The organism is Novosphingobium sp. (assembly GCF_032093395.1).
In the GTDB taxonomy this organism is placed as follows: Bacteria; Pseudomonadota; Alphaproteobacteria; order Sphingomonadales; family Sphingomonadaceae; genus Novosphingobium.
The window spans coordinates 1-13,846 of the sequence record NZ_DAMDBA010000063.1 but is presented as its reverse complement, the minus strand read 5'-3'; the positions used below and the strand labels follow the sequence as shown (position 1 = coordinate 13,846).

Sequence of the window (13,846 nt, the reverse complement as noted above, 5' to 3'; positions counted from 1 at the left end):
GGATCGACGGAGTTCGAGAAACACCCTACCCCCAGGCAGAAATTTTTTCAGGACGCGCCCTTTAACGGCAAACAGGCAAGGTTGAGGTCCAGCGAAAGGTCGCTTTATTTGCTCCCAGGCAAATCCAGACGCCTCTCGCAGTTCGCTTTCACCACGGCGTCGAGCATCTCGATCCGCTGGATCAGCCACTCGAGTTCGACATCGCGAATGACGTAGTGCGGCGAATACCGCCCTTTGACATAGGCCTGATAAAGCAGTTCCGAGCTGCGGTTACCGACTTTGGTGTCGCGCGGCCAAAACGGGATGAGATCGCGCGCAATATCCTCGGCCCGCCGCAGCTTGCGCTCACGCAAGCACTGGACGGGTCAGCGGCCCTTATCCAATCGTGCTTCACGTTCTCGATCATGAACCATCCACGATCGCAAAACTGCCATCCTCGCGCTTTTCAACCCGAAAGCCGAACGTTGCGGCCAATTGCCTGGCAAAGCCCTCGGGGTCCGATCGCTTGAACGCGCCGCTGACTCTCAGCGACTGTGCAGACCGTAATTCGTAAAGGACAGGTCTTGGGGCCGTTCGGTTGAAGACGGCGACTGCTTCGCCAATTTCCACGCCGCCCAGAACCAGCATATCGTTGGGCCACTGGCTATCGGCGGCAGCGATCGAGCTGGGTTTCACGACTGAACCACCTTCGATCGCCGTTCTCTGGCCAGCCCTTAGGTCCAGCCGCTTACGACCATTTCCGCCGCTGGCATCGCGCACTTCTACTGCGCCCTGCAGCAAGGCAATCCTCACGGCGCTCTGCGTCAATTCCACGTCGAAGAGGGTGCCATGGGCAATCACCCTTCCCGCCCCCGCTTCGACGATGAACGGCCGCGTCCGTTCATGGGCAACAGAAAAGCGCGCGCGCCCCACCAGAAGGCGCAGGCGCCGCTGATTGTGATCGTAAGAAATCTGCACCCGCGAACCGCGGTCCAGGATCAGCTTCGACCCATCTGGAAGCGAAATATGCCGCGGGGCGTTCTCAAGGGAGGCCACTTCCATTCGAGAAAGTGACTGGGGCTCGCCAAAACTTCGCTGCGCGGCGACCAAGACGAGCGAACCCGACAGCATGAGGCCTATCGCCGCTGCGGCATATTTGCGAAACGCAGTTTGCAGCACCCAGGGTTTGGCGGTATCGAGGTTCCTGTTCCGCACGGTGCCCGTACTGGCAAGGAACATCATCGTGTCGAACGATCTCACCCGCCGCTCGTAGGCCTGCGCATGAGCGGGAACGGAACGCCACTCTTCGAAATTCGCACGAACGTCTGCAGCATCAGGGCTGCGCATCCGGACAAACCAGTCATCGGCATCCTGATCGAGGCTCATTCGGTTTCCACGAGTTTGAAATCCTCCATCATGGGTTCAAGACGCCGCGTCACATGACCGATCGCACGGGTCATGTGTTTCTCGACCGTCTTGACGCTAAGTCCCGTCCGGGCTGCAATTTCTCTATAGGTAAAGCCATCGAAGCGGTGGGCCAGGAAGATTTCGCGGGTCCGGGGCGACAGTTCTGCCATGATCGCCTCCAGCCTGACAAGCATGTCGCGTGCCTCGGAAGCCGCAACAGCATCGACGCCGACGATCGGAACATCGTCCGAACAGACGTGGAGGTTCTTGCAGCGACGCCGGTCATAGCGTGCCTCGCTCCGGATCAGGTTGATCGTGGCTTGCCGAAAATACGCGTCCGGTGCTTCCACTTCGAGCGGATTTCCTCTGCCTCTCACTGCGAGGCGAGAGAACAACTGTTGGACGATATCGGCAGCATGATCGGTGTGGATATGCTGCACGGCAAAACGTACCAACTTGTCCCGGTGGGACCGGTAGAGGCGATCGAGCCAATCCCCTCTCGCAATTGGAACCCGATCTTCCGGTGGCAAGGGCGCGCCTTCGGCAATCCCTTGGCACTCAAGACTCCTGTCGTCCATGCTTAGGCGCATAACATCGCCCCATGTTCAACCGCACAGGTATCGAATACACGCATATGGCGCGCGCTTTGCTTGCCCAAAGCCATGGGCAGCTCTCCAGCAGGAACCCGCCCGGCTAACATCGAGCGGGGCCAACGGTAGGAATCGATTACCGGCGTCTTTAGCCAAGCGGCCTGGACATTCACGCCAGCTGCCCGGATGCAAGCACCGAGCGATTTTTCCCGAAAGGCGGTTGGTGCGCCTTCGCGCCATTTGCCGACGCAGTGGCAATCTTACGGATGGAAGCTGTCAAGACAAGTAGCAGTTTGCAGGAAAATAGCCGGGCGAGAGGAAACCAGTGCCTTGAGGCATGGGCTGAGACCTTTAGTCGCAGACCTGAACATACGTCTCAGCCGCCCGGCCAATTCTGTCCGCTTCGGCGTGTCAATTGCTGTGGTGCCATCTTACGCAGTTGCCTCGCACGACGCGAAACAGTCTCGATTATCTCAACTATGCACTGCCGCCACGATCCACAACATCGTGACGACAGTGCGAACAAATACAGAATTAAATTTTTGAAATCTTTTCAAACGGACCCGAAAGCTCGCCTGATAGACGGTCTACGCGGATAGACCTAAACAACCTCGGGTCTGAGGATATACATGAAGCTATTAAATTAAATGACGTTAACGCTCTGCTCGCTTGGAGACAACAATTAACATACTTTATGTTATCATCCCAAATTATGTAAGCCCCAAATAAAAATGACACCCCTCCGGGTGAGGAAATCATGACCATTTGTAGCAATGCAGGAACAATGGAGGGTATCCACATGACGATCACCACCCTTTCAGCCCGCGACTTCAACCAAGACGTTGGGCGTGCCAAAAAGGCGACGACCAACGGTCCTGTCATCATTACCGACCGCGGAAAGCCAGCCCATGTGCTCATGTCGTTCGATGAGTATCGCAGGTTACGTGGTGGGAAGAAGATGAGTTTGTTGGAATCTCTTACCCCCAGCCATCCTGTGCCAGTGGACGATGATTTCGAATTTCCAAAGCTCGGCGAGATCACGAAGCCGGTGGAACTCGACTAATGCACCTACTAGATACGCACGTCGTTTCGATCTTTAGGCGTGTCGACAAGGCGCCCCAACAGATTCTCGACTGGGCCGCGTCAGTGGATGCCGAAGATTTCTATCTTTCCGTCATCATCATCCTGGAGATCGAGCAGGGCATTTTGATGAAGGAACGGAAGGACAAAGTGCGGGCAGACATCTATCGGGACTGGCTGAACAACGACATTCTATTTCGCTTCGAAGACCGGATATTGCCAATCGACCTTGCTGTTGCCCGACGCTGCGCACGTCTGCATGTTCCTGATCCCAAGTCGGAGCGTGATGCGCTCATTGCCGCTACGGCCCTTGTCCATGGCATGACGGTAGTGACGCGCAATGGAGCCGACTTCAATCTCGCTGATCGATCCCCGGTTCTACGGTCCAAACTAGAAGTCAGATCTGTCGTAAGCGTACGCCGGAGACCGTTGGCGGTAGAAATGCCCCATTGCTGACCTTCAATCGCCTCAGTAGCATCAGTGCATGTTTGAAGGCCCTCCATACATGTTCATCGCGGCCGTTTTCTGTCTTGCGGTGCTTGTAGGGTTCCTACCCGCCAGAAAGTTCAGGACGGCGATAAATTGTCGAGAGCCTCGGTAGCAAACGGCAGCGTGCGAAACTCCGCAAGCGGTGACTCGAGCGTCCGCAGGTGCTCGATGGTGGGCGAAGAGGATGGCGATGCCAGCTGCATGATGATTCTTGAGACTCATTCCGTTTCCTTTATGCTCCCGCCAGTCGCCCCACAGGGTCAAGGCGTTTGCGACCGGAGGCGCGCTCACCCGACGGGACAAGGCTGTGGACAGAGCTGTGCAGCAAAATCCCGGCGACCGACCCGATCGGAGGCAACTCACGAGGATGGCTCGATTTTGGATGCGTCGCCGCCCGCTCGTTGCGTCTGTCGATCGGGCATTCGAAAAATCTCGGCGGTGATCTTGGCTAAAGTTTACACGCGTCATATCTGCCGGCCGAGCAGCGGTGATCTCGAGCAGGCAGACGATCGACTGACACCCCGTTTCTCCGTCGCCATGCCCCCGCCCTGCCCGCGCCGAACACAGCTGTGCCGGCACGCTCCACGCCTGACCCCGCAGGCAAGCTCCAAACGCGCAGTCCCGTCATGCAAGGAACAGATCGTCGGCCCAGGCTTTGCGAGGTCCATGAAGATCGCCACTTACAATGTGAATGGGATCAACGGTCGGCTCCCGCTGCTGCTGCGCTGGCTCGAAATGGCCGAGCCGGACATCGTCTGCCTGCAGGAACTGAAGGCCCCCGACGATCGCTTCCCCGAGCAGGCAATCCGCGACGCCGGATACCAGGCGATCTGGAAGGGACAAAGCCGGTGGAACGGTGTCGCGATCCTCAGCCGCGTTGGCGAGATTCATGAAACCCGGCGCAGCCTGCCCGGTGATCCTGCCGACGATCAGAGCCGCTACATCGAGGCAGCGGTCTCAGGGGTCCTCATCAGTGGGCTCTACCTGCCCAACGGCAATCCCAGACCCGGACCTAAATTCGATTACAAGCTGCGGTGGTTCGAGCGATTGGAGGAGCATCTTAGCGACCTGATCGCCCTCAATGCCCCGGTGATCTGCCTTGGCGATTTCAACGTCATGCCGACCGACCTCGACGTCTACGCGCCCGAGCGCTGGCGTGAGGACGCGCTGTTCGCGTCGGAAACCCGCGCCGCTTTCCAGCGGCTCATCGACCAGGGTTGGACCGACGCTGTGCGTGCGCTGCACCCAGACGAGACGATCTACACCTTCTGGAAGTATTGGCGCGGTGCCTTCGAGCGCAATGCAGGGCTCAGGATCGATCATGCCCTCCTCAATCCCCTGGCGGCGAGACGGCTCAAGGCCGCCGAAGTCGAGATGCGTCCACGCGGTTGGGACAAGACCAGCGATCATGCGCCCTTATGCATCGAGCTATCGGACACGGCCGTAGGGCGCAAAGCAAGCAAAGCTCGGCCGAGATCCCGGCCATGAATGGAATGCTTGAGCCTGCGCCGTTGACTGAGCCGATTGAAGGTCAGGCGCCCGCTGCAGATGAAAACTTCAAAACTACTCACTGTATCGGGCGTCAGCTTACAACATCCTTACCGCTGATTAACTTTCTGTAGCAAGGACGGAGAATCAACTGCATTAACAACGGCATCGGGCATCTATTTCGCAGTTGCAAAAACGGGGGAAGTAAATGCCAAAGCCATTACAGGTTGTCAGGCCCGACGTTGCGCGAAGCAACAGGACGGTCGAAGCCACTTTCAAGCCGGAAGATGATGCGGCATTCCGCGCCAAGGTGCTGGGAATGATCGGGAACATCCAAGAGCTTCTGAGGGCGGGTGGGAAACCGACACCACTCGTCATCGAAGAATAGGACATCAGGCGGTCTTCGTCGATGAAGTCTTACGCCCAGAGCGTCTGTCGATTTAGGCGGTCTCGCACGAAGTATTTCGATGAGGATCTCTTCGGCGAAGCTGCCTGGGACATGCTTCTCGACTTGTTCATCGCGGCGAATTTGAACAAGACCATTGCGATAACGTCAGCCTGTTTCGCCTCTGGCGTTCCTGCCACCACGGCATTGCGCTGGATCGCGGGCGTGCCCGACGACAAGAGCGCCCGGAGCTGATCTCGACTGGCAGCGCCTGCCTCGTCATCACACCAGGGCGGATTCGGCGATGCCGCCAACCGCGCGCGGCTCTGCGCACTACATCGCGGCGACCCGGCCACTTCCGGCGCGTCGATGTTGATCAGCTGGAGCCGCTCGCCGTCGCAGAGACGAACAGTATCTCCATCATGGACAGAAGCGATACAGCTGCGGCGGCGGCAAGGATCAGTGGCATGCTGCAGCAGGTAACAGGTCAGCGCGCCAGCTCGGCATGAAATTTCTGTCACGGCAGGAACATCGTCGCGGACGAAGCGATCTGCCCGTATCGCGGCTCTTTCGCCCTCACGAGAGAGCCACAGCATGCGATCAACCTCGACTATGCCCCGTGCTCTCCGATCCAGCGGAAGACGGGGCATTTCCCTTCAGAATGCCAGTCACACCATCGCAGTCGCTGCGGCGGAAACGCCTGTACTCGGCCCCTGGTGAGAACCGGCACGCGGCTCAGCACGCATGTTGACCTTTGCCCTGCCGTTCGTGCCCGATTATCAGGCAGCGCCGTGGCGTGCCTCTCCAACTGCGTCGTCCGACCTCGTTGACCATCCGACATACGTTTCATACACGAATCATATAGTCGGCTGTGGCAGGAAACTCGATGGGCACTGTGAAAATTGATGCCAATCTGCACGAGGAAGCGCGCCGGGCCAGCATGGTCATGTGCCGATCCATCAACGCGCAGGCCAAGTTCTGGATGAAATCGGAATGCTTGCCGAGGCCAACCCGACAATGGCCCAATGATATCGTCAAGGCGCAACTCGTCGAGGCGAACGTGAGTCTCGTCGGTGTTGCGGCCTGATCACGCGAATTCAAATATGCACTTTAGGAAAATCATGACATTCTACTATGAAATCGCAGACTTTTTCGACAAGTATGTCGATGTGTTCGCCCGCAACGATGCCGACGCGCTTAGCGAGCTTTGGGACACGGTCGGGCTGTTTCCCTCGCCAGCCGGAAACTTCGCCATGGAGCGGACGGCATTTCGCGACCACTGTGTGACGTTGATGGATTTCTACCGTTAGCAAGGCGTGGTTCGCCCTGAGGGAGAACTGCTTTCAGCGACCGAACTTTTCCCGAATGTCGCCCAAGCTTGCGTGGCCTATCGAATGCACGGCGAGAATGGCAAACTCGTGGCCGAGTGGAAGCATGTGTATATATTGCGCCGCAGCGATCGCTGGCGGGTTTCGTTGACGATCGCGGATGGCGAGATGGCGGCATGGACCGCCAAAGGTGCGCAACTCTAATCATACTGGTCCGCGATCCTGGGACAGCCATGCCAGGCAAGGCTTTCCCCACCTCGATCCAAATCGCTATCCACGTCCCGATACGGCGTGAGGGCCGTCAGCGTCGTTAGCGAGCGGTCAGATCGTCATCGGACGGGCTTCTCTATTCCCTCCACGTGCGCTCGATTTCGAGTGCCCCAGTCGCATAGAGGAAGCAGCGCCTCGATGAGCGTTTCACCAAACGGCGTCAGCGCATAGTCAACCATGGGCGGCACGCGTTGGTGGTCGCGGCGCACGAGAACTTCCATCGCGACCAGTTCGCGCAGTTGCTGGATCAACACCTTCTCACTGACACCCGCAACGCGCTGCTTCACCTGTGAAAACCGCGTGGGCCCGTTTTGAAGATGGTAGAGGATCAAAGGCTTCCATTTCCCACCGATGACCTTCAACGAGACGTCCAGTCCACAAGGAATGCCCACTTCACCCATATGCAATCTCACACTTACCTTTTGGTAGGTTCTACCATTCTGGTAATTAAGTGTCTAATTCGTGATATCGCCGCCTCGGGACAGGCGACGCAGGGCAGACGCTGAAAGGCAACCGTGATGACAGACAACTTGCAGACCATCAAAGACCTCTACGCCGCGGCCGAGGGAGATAGCCTCGACCTTGCGGGCTTTCTCGCGTGCTTCTCGGAGGACGGCTACGCGCGCAACGTCCCCGCGCAAATGGATTTTCGCGGAGAGGATATCGCTCTGGTCGCTGGCGGGATGGCGGAGGCCTTTCCCGATGTTCATCGCGAAATCTTCAGCATCGACGCAGTGGAAGATCTCGTCGTGGTCGAACTGGCCATCCAGGGGACCCATCGAGGCACCCTGATGACGCCCGCAGGTCCGCTGCCCCCAACGGGCCGGCGTATCGATGTTCCTTGTTGCGACGTGTTTCGCCTCAAGGGTGGCAAAGTCGCCTCCTTCCATTGCTGCAATGCAGCCACGATCCTGCAACAGCAACTCGCCTGAACGAAAATTCTGGAACCGCGGCGACCCTTGCTCTTCCTCAGCGGGTTCTGTTTCAGCCATTTCCAGGCTGAGCGGGGCAACCTGCGTCCCGCTCAGCCTGGAGAGAGAACGGTGGCTGCGGCCTCGTTGGAACGCAATAGGCCCGCGTCAGGCGGCGGAAGCGTCGACAGCTCTGGCGAGGACGTCATGCAGATCGGCGGCGGCCATCCAAAGGGCGGACATAGTCTCCTGCCCCCACCGCCGTGTTCGAGCCACGCCCGCGAGCTGGCTCGAACGGTTGGCAATAGCTCGCGACGATCCGCGCCACCTGTTTTCTGCCTCAGCGTTGGGCAACAGCGATCAGCGCAGTCGAAGGGATAGGCAAAATCTCGTGCTCGCCAGCCATTTCTCGAACCTCTGCGATAACGGCCGCCTTCTCTGCATCGTTCAAGCTGGTCCAGTCCGGGGACATGCCGAACAAAGTGTCGGGCTCGGCAAGGGTGCTGATCTCCAGCTCATAGTCGTGGGTGACATGCTCGATCTGTGGGTCAAGGTATCCAGCGGCGATTAACTCGCGTGCAAAGTCGTGTAGATCGCTTAAGGCCTTGATCGCGTCGGGCATGGTCATGCCATCACGCCGGGGGAACAGCTTGCGGCGGATCTGGCCGAGCAGCAGGAAGGTTGCAGCACCACGGTCCTGCCAGGTCGCGACGACACCATATCCACCGGAGCGGGTCACCCTTGCCATCTCGGAAAGGCCTTTGCGCCAGTCGGGAAACATGATGACCCCAAAGATCGAGAACACTGCGTCGAACTTGCCATCTTCCAGTGCCAGCGCCTGTCCATCCATCACTTGTGTTTCGACATTGGGGAGACCCACTGCCGCGATGCGCGCCACCATGCCGGGGGAGAAGTCGGTCGCGAGCACCTGCGCACCGGTCTGAGCCGCTGTCAACGCCAGCGCTCCGGTGCCGGCCGCGACATCGAGCACGCGGCTGTCGGGGGTCAGCGCAACCCTCGCGAGCGCTGCCTCGGCATAGCGGACTGTGAAGGGGTGCGCGGTCTTCTCGTAATGCTGAGCGGCTGCGTCCCAATGATCTGTACTCTCGAACTCAGGCATCTTCGGTGCTCCACGAATCATGTAACACCATAAGTATCGTGATAAGGAGCCCTTGCCAATCCCGATCGATCCATGGAAAATCATGCTGTGCGTAATGACAGCCGCCTTTCGCGAATGCTCCATGTGCTTCTCCACATGGCGGGGCATGATGGCCCGATGACCTCCGAGGCGATCGCCCGCATGCTGGGTACAAACCCTGTCGTGGTCCGGCGGACAATGGCCGGCCTTCGGGATGCGGGGTACGTTCGTTCCGAAAAAGGCCATGGCGGAGGCTGGGTGATCGCGAGGGATCTGCAGAGCGTGTCGTTGCTCGATGTCCACCGCGCGGTTGGCGGACCTCGCGTCTTCGCGATTGGCAATGAAAACTCCCATCCCGATTGTGCGGTGGAAAAGGCGGTCAACGCAGCGTTGGAAGATGCGCTACGCGATGCCGAGCGACTGCTGATCGCGCGGCTGGGTGCGGTCAGCCTCGCGGAATTGGCGAAAGGTTTCGAGGAGCACTGCAGCCCGATCGGCTGACTTTGCATTTCGATGTCAGACGCTGGAAAGCGCCACCCTGCCCTAACGCTTCGCCAACCCAGCGCCGGATGCGCTTCAAGGCGCGCCGCCCATTGCACTGTCAGCCACATAATTCTGCAGCCCCGCGCAAGGTATTCTGCCCCTCTCACGATAAACGAGAGGAAACAGGCACGATCACCAGGACGCCGCAGATGAGCAAGGCAGGTACATCCCTTCGAGGGGCAACGACGGAAGACGGCATGCTGATGACTCATCGCTCGCGGCGCGATTGGCTGTCCGAGGCGCTGCGCAAGATCGAAGCCGATTTCAATCGGTCCGCCGACACCCACCTCATTCCGCTCGACCTGCCCCATACCCCCGGCATTACTCTGTACCTGAAGGACGAGAGTTCTCATCCGACCGGCAGCCTCAAGCACCGGCTTGCGCGGTCCCTGTTCCTCTATGCGCTGTGCAACGAGTGGATCGGACCGACGACGACAATCGTCGAGGCATCGTCCGGATCGACCGCCGTTTCGGAAGCCTACTTCGCGCGTCTGCTGGGGCTGCGCTTCATCGCGGTCGTGCCTGAATCCACTGCGCCGCCGAAGCTCGACGCTATCCGCTTCTACGGAGGTGAGGTTCACAAGGTTGACGACGCGCGGAAGGTCTACGAAGTCGCCCATCACCTCGCGACAGAAACCGGGGGGCACTATCTCGATCAGTTCACTTACGCCGAGCGTGTCACGGACTGGCGCGGCAACAACAACATAGCCGAAAGCCTGTTCAGCCAACTTTCGCACGAAGATCACCCGATACCCGAATGGGTCGTTTGCGGTGCCGGAACCGGCGGAACTTCAGCGACGATCGGCCGCTTTATCCGCTATCGCCGCCACGCCACAAAACTGTGCGTCGCCGATCCAGTCGGCTCGGTGTTCCACCGGAACTTCCACGATCCAGCGATAGACCATCTGCCCGAAGGCTGTTGCTCGCTGATCGAGGGAATCGGGCGGCCACGGCTTGAGCCCAGTTTCGTATCCAGCGTCGTCGATCGCATGATCGCGGTGGAGGACTCGCAGAGCATCGGTGCCATGCGCGCCGTAACCGATGTTCTGGGCCGCCGGGTAGGAGGCTCGACCGGAACCAATGTCTGGGCCTGCCTGCAACTCGCGAAGGAGATGGCTGAGCAGGGCATTTCAGGAAGCATGGTGACCCTGCTTTGCGATGCGGGCGAGCGCTATGGCAGCACATACTACGATGACCGCTGGCTGGCGGATCGCGGCGTGGAATGGCGAACCGAGGCGAGCCTCGTTCGCGCCAAGTTCACTCCATCGGATCCGAACGGCCCACTCTATCGGAGCATTACGAAATGACAGCACCTGATGCGCCCCCAACCTGCGCGGCACCGGCCAGCTATCTGCTGCACGATGAAATCGCGCTGGCTGATATCGCACGAGATGCGCTCGATCATGCCAGATCGCTCGGCGCCGACGATGCAATGGCAGTGGTCGCGGAAAACGGCGGTATGACGACGCGGGCGAGCAATGGCCGCATCGAAAGTGCCTATCGCGACGGCAACCATTCGTTGGCCATAACGGTCTACGATCGGCAGCGAACCGGACGCGCCAGCACACAGGCGCTGGACCGCGCGGCCGTGCGACGCACCGTCGAGCAAGCCGTTGCCATCGCCCGCGAAGTTCAACCCGACGAGGACGCCGGGCTCGCCGATCCGGACTGGATCAGCCGCGCGCCTCCCCGCGTTCCGCTTTTCGCGCCATCGGGCCTGGGCGCCGAAGACCTGTCCCGCGACGCCCGTGCTATCGAAGGCGCAGTGATGGCCGCAGCGGGCGAAGATCGAGTGCGCGTCGTCGATGCGGGCGTATCCAGCCATGACAACCGCTGGGCGCGTGCCGCTTCCAACGGGTTCTGCGACGTTGGAAGCGCCTCGATCCATCATCGCTGGTGCGTGACCATCGCCGAACGAGAACAGGCCATGGTGCGTGACTATTGGAGCACCAGCGGACGCCGCACCTCCGATCTTCTGGCTCCGGAAGCGGTCGGGGCCGAAGCTCTGAAGCGCAGCGTGGCACGACTTGGCGGCCGGGAAATGGGAACTTCCAAAGTCCCCGTCATCCTGGACGCGCGCATCGCCTCGGGCCTTCTTGGCGAATTCTGCGGGGCATTGAGCGGCGCGTCACAGTATCAGGGACAGACGTTCCTGCCCGCGCCCCTGGAAAAGCAGGCGATGGCTGCGCACCTCACTCTTTCCGAAAATCCGTTCGAGCCCTTTGGGCTTGGAAGTGCCGGTTGCGACAGCGAAGGCGTGACCGCGAAGGTTCGCAACGTGGTCGAGGCGGGGATTGTCAAAGGCATGTTCCTGGGTGCCCTCGCCGCTCGCAAGCTGGGTCTGCGCTCTACGGGCAATGCGGACGGCCCCACCAATCTCACGCTGAAGAGCGCATTGACGACAGCGGATCGAGATCTGCCCAGCCTCTGGCGGCAAATGGATCGCGGATTATGGATCACCGAATTCATCGGTGGCGGCGTCAACCCAGTGACCGGCGCCTATTCCAAGGCAGCAAGCGGCTTCTGGATCGAGGGTGGCGAGCCTCGCTATCCCGTCATCGATTTCACGGTAGCCAGCGATCTCACGCGGATGCTGCGGGGGATCGTGGCGGTAGGCGCGGACGTGCACCGCGAAGGGCGGTTCCGCACCGGGTCCATCCTGATCGACGAAATGCAGGTCGCGGGCCGCTGATGTCCGATTTACCGAGGAAGAACTCCATGTCCACTGCCCCGTCTCCGGCAGAAATCCGCGCTGCAAAAATCGCTGGTTCACTGCTGGCTCCCAACGACCTGGACGATGCCGTGCTGGAAAAGGCACTTGGAAGCCTGGGCGGGCCGGGTGCGGACTTCGGCGAACTCTATTTCGAAACCACCTCCCACGAGGAATGGCGGCTTGAAGAAGGCAAAGTGTCCCGAGGCACCTTTTCGATCTCGCAAGGCGTGGGCGCGCGCACGGTGTGCGGCGAGCGGACCGGCTTCGCCTATTCCAGCGCCATGACCCCCATGGCGTTGACGGCCGTCACCGATGCCGCGCGCAGCATGCAGCGCTTCGGGCAGGACGCCCACCACAGCGGCGGCGCCGACCTCCGGACCCAGGCGCCGGCAAACGACCTTTACGCGCCGAGTTCCGCCGCCGGCGATCTCACGGCGCCGCAGAAGATTCATATCCTGCAAAGGCTCGATGAACGTGCCCGCGCCGTCGATCCACGTGTCGTTCGCGTCTCCGCGTCGCTCACCCTGACCGATAGCGACATCATGGTGTGCGCCACGGATGGCACCCATGCCGCCGATGTGCGGCCCTTCGCCCGGATCGTCATGACCGTCCTGGCGCAGTCCGGCGACAAGCGGGCAAGCGGGCGCGCGGCGCGGGGCGGACGCATGGCGCTGGAAGAGATCGACGAGGCCGCGCTCGACCGGATGGTTCACCGCGCGACCGGCATGGCCCTTGCCAATCTCGATGCACGCCCGGCGCCCGCGGGCATGATGCCGGTGGTTCTGGGGCCGGGATTTCCCGGCATCCTCCTGCACGAAGCGATCGGCCACGGCCTGGAAGGCGATGCCCACCGCAAACGGTCCTCGGTCTTCGTCAACCACATGGGCGAGCAGATCGCCGCGCCTGGCGTGACAGTCGTGGACGATGGCACCGTACCCCGTCACTCCGGATCGCTCAATATCGATGACGAGGGCACGCCTGGCCAGCGCAATGTCCTTATCGAGAACGGGCGGCTGGTTGGTCTCATGCAGGATCGCATGAATGCCCGGCTGATGAACGGTTCAATGACGGGCAATGCACGTCGTCAGTCCTATGCGCACCTGCCGCTGCCGCGCATGACCAACACATTCCTGCAAGGCGGCGACCTCCACCCCGAGGAAATCATCGCAACTGTTCGGAAAGGCATCTACGCAACGGAATTCGGCGGCGGCACGGTGGACATCACCACCGGACAGTTCAACTTCGCGGCGGTCCAGGCCTATCTCATCGAAGACGGCAAGCTGACTGCACCGGTGGAAGGAGCAACGCTGATCGGCGTGGGACACGAGGCTCTTAAGAAAGTCTCAATGTTGGGCAACGACTTGTCGCTCGATGACGGTGAAGCCGTCTGCGGCAAGGATGGCCAGTCGGTACTTGTCGGTGTCGGCCAGCCCACGGTGCGTATCGACGAGATGGTCGTTGGCGGCGTGTCCTGACCTCAAATCCATCGCCATACGACCCCAATTGCACGGAGAGGCAAACTGTG

At 60.2% G+C, this 13,846-nt stretch carries 15 protein-coding genes and 1 pseudogene; 10 read left to right on the top strand and 6 right to left on the bottom strand.

The window, feature by feature from the left end; genetic code table 11:
• Positions 1-104: 104 nt before the first annotated feature.
• Genes RT424_RS18025 through RT424_RS18015 form a run of 3 tightly spaced genes read right to left on the bottom strand, consistent with a single transcriptional unit; the run spans position 105 to position 1,964 of the window.
• Positions 105-353 carry a hypothetical protein gene (locus tag RT424_RS18025; RefSeq protein ID WP_313441022.1) on the bottom strand — a complete coding sequence of 83 codons (249 nt, stop codon included), beginning with the start codon at positions 351-353 and terminating at the stop codon, positions 105-107.
• A gap of 49 nt (positions 354-402) precedes the next feature.
• Complete coding sequence (locus RT424_RS18020; RefSeq protein WP_313441020.1) at positions 403-1,365, bottom strand: FecR domain-containing protein; 963 nt, start codon at positions 1,363-1,365, stop codon at positions 403-405.
• Complete coding sequence (locus tag RT424_RS18015; protein ID WP_313441018.1) at positions 1,362-1,964, bottom strand: RNA polymerase sigma factor; 603 nt, start codon at positions 1,962-1,964, stop codon at positions 1,362-1,364. The genes RT424_RS18020 and RT424_RS18015 overlap by 4 nt, the downstream gene beginning before the upstream one ends.
• Before the next feature lie 811 nt (positions 1,965-2,775).
• Between RT424_RS18015 and RT424_RS18010 the strand changes: the two genes are divergently transcribed.
• From RT424_RS18010 to xth, 3 genes are all read left to right on the top strand, one after another.
• The gene (locus RT424_RS18010) at positions 2,776-3,039 is read left to right on the top strand and encodes a type II toxin-antitoxin system Phd/YefM family antitoxin (RefSeq protein ID WP_313441016.1); all 264 of its coding nucleotides are present in this window, start codon (positions 2,776-2,778) and stop codon (positions 3,037-3,039) included.
• The gene (locus RT424_RS18005; RefSeq protein WP_313441014.1) at positions 3,039-3,512 is read left to right on the top strand and encodes a type II toxin-antitoxin system VapC family toxin; all 474 of its coding nucleotides are present in this window, start codon (positions 3,039-3,041) and stop codon (positions 3,510-3,512) included. The genes RT424_RS18010 and RT424_RS18005 overlap by 1 nt, the downstream gene beginning before the upstream one ends.
• Before the next feature lie 699 nt (positions 3,513-4,211).
• Positions 4,212-5,033, top strand: coding sequence for an exodeoxyribonuclease III (gene xth / locus RT424_RS18000; RefSeq protein WP_313441012.1), 822 nt, complete (start codon positions 4,212-4,214; stop codon positions 5,031-5,033).
• Positions 5,034-5,450: 417 nt separating this feature from the next.
• Here xth and RT424_RS17995 read toward each other — a convergent pair whose 3' ends face one another.
• A complete protein-coding gene (locus RT424_RS17995) occupies positions 5,451-6,014 on the bottom strand; it encodes a hypothetical protein (RefSeq protein ID WP_313441010.1) in 564 nt (187 codons plus the stop codon).
• 290 nt (positions 6,015-6,304) lie between these two features.
• On the opposite strand from RT424_RS17995, the pseudogene RT424_RS17990 reads away from it, so the two are divergent.
• Both RT424_RS17990 and RT424_RS17985 read left to right on the top strand, forming a co-directional pair.
• A pseudogene (locus RT424_RS17990) lies at positions 6,305-6,505 on the top strand (TA system antitoxin ParD family protein).
• A gap of 34 nt (positions 6,506-6,539) precedes the next feature.
• Positions 6,540-6,728, top strand: coding sequence for a hypothetical protein (locus tag RT424_RS17985; RefSeq protein WP_313441006.1), 189 nt, complete (start codon positions 6,540-6,542; stop codon positions 6,726-6,728).
• 347 nt (positions 6,729-7,075) lie between these two features.
• Here RT424_RS17985 and RT424_RS17980 read toward each other — a convergent pair whose 3' ends face one another.
• The gene (locus tag RT424_RS17980; protein WP_313441004.1) at positions 7,076-7,417 is read right to left on the bottom strand and encodes a helix-turn-helix domain-containing protein; all 342 of its coding nucleotides are present in this window, start codon (positions 7,415-7,417) and stop codon (positions 7,076-7,078) included.
• 117 nt (positions 7,418-7,534) lie between these two features.
• Between RT424_RS17980 and RT424_RS17975 the strand changes: the two genes are divergently transcribed.
• Positions 7,535-7,948: an ester cyclase gene (locus RT424_RS17975; RefSeq protein WP_313441002.1), complete on the top strand. Its 414-nt coding sequence runs from the start codon at positions 7,535-7,537 to the stop codon at positions 7,946-7,948.
• Between the two features lie 319 nt (positions 7,949-8,267).
• On the opposite strand, the gene RT424_RS17970 is transcribed toward RT424_RS17975, so the two are convergent.
• Positions 8,268-9,047 (bottom strand): class I SAM-dependent methyltransferase, encoded by a 780-nt coding sequence (locus RT424_RS17970; RefSeq protein WP_313441000.1) that lies wholly within the window; start codon positions 9,045-9,047, stop codon positions 8,268-8,270.
• A gap of 87 nt (positions 9,048-9,134) precedes the next feature.
• Between RT424_RS17970 and RT424_RS17965 the strand changes: the two genes are divergently transcribed.
• From RT424_RS17965 to tldD, 4 genes are all read left to right on the top strand, one after another.
• The gene (locus tag RT424_RS17965) at positions 9,135-9,566 is read left to right on the top strand and encodes an Rrf2 family transcriptional regulator (protein ID WP_313440998.1); all 432 of its coding nucleotides are present in this window, start codon (positions 9,135-9,137) and stop codon (positions 9,564-9,566) included.
• Positions 9,567-9,811: 245 nt separating this feature from the next.
• The gene (locus tag RT424_RS17960) at positions 9,812-10,915 is read left to right on the top strand and encodes a PLP-dependent cysteine synthase family protein (RefSeq protein WP_409521534.1); all 1,104 of its coding nucleotides are present in this window, start codon (positions 9,812-9,814) and stop codon (positions 10,913-10,915) included.
• Entirely contained in the window at positions 10,912-12,300 is a 1,389-nt protein-coding gene (locus RT424_RS17955) for a metallopeptidase TldD-related protein (protein WP_313440996.1), read from the top strand. Before RT424_RS17960 ends, RT424_RS17955 begins: the two co-directional genes overlap by 4 nt.
• A gap of 26 nt (positions 12,301-12,326) precedes the next feature.
• Complete coding sequence (gene tldD, locus RT424_RS17950; RefSeq protein ID WP_313440994.1) at positions 12,327-13,796, top strand: metalloprotease TldD; 1,470 nt, start codon at positions 12,327-12,329, stop codon at positions 13,794-13,796.
• The last annotated feature ends 50 nt before the right edge of the window (positions 13,797-13,846 follow it).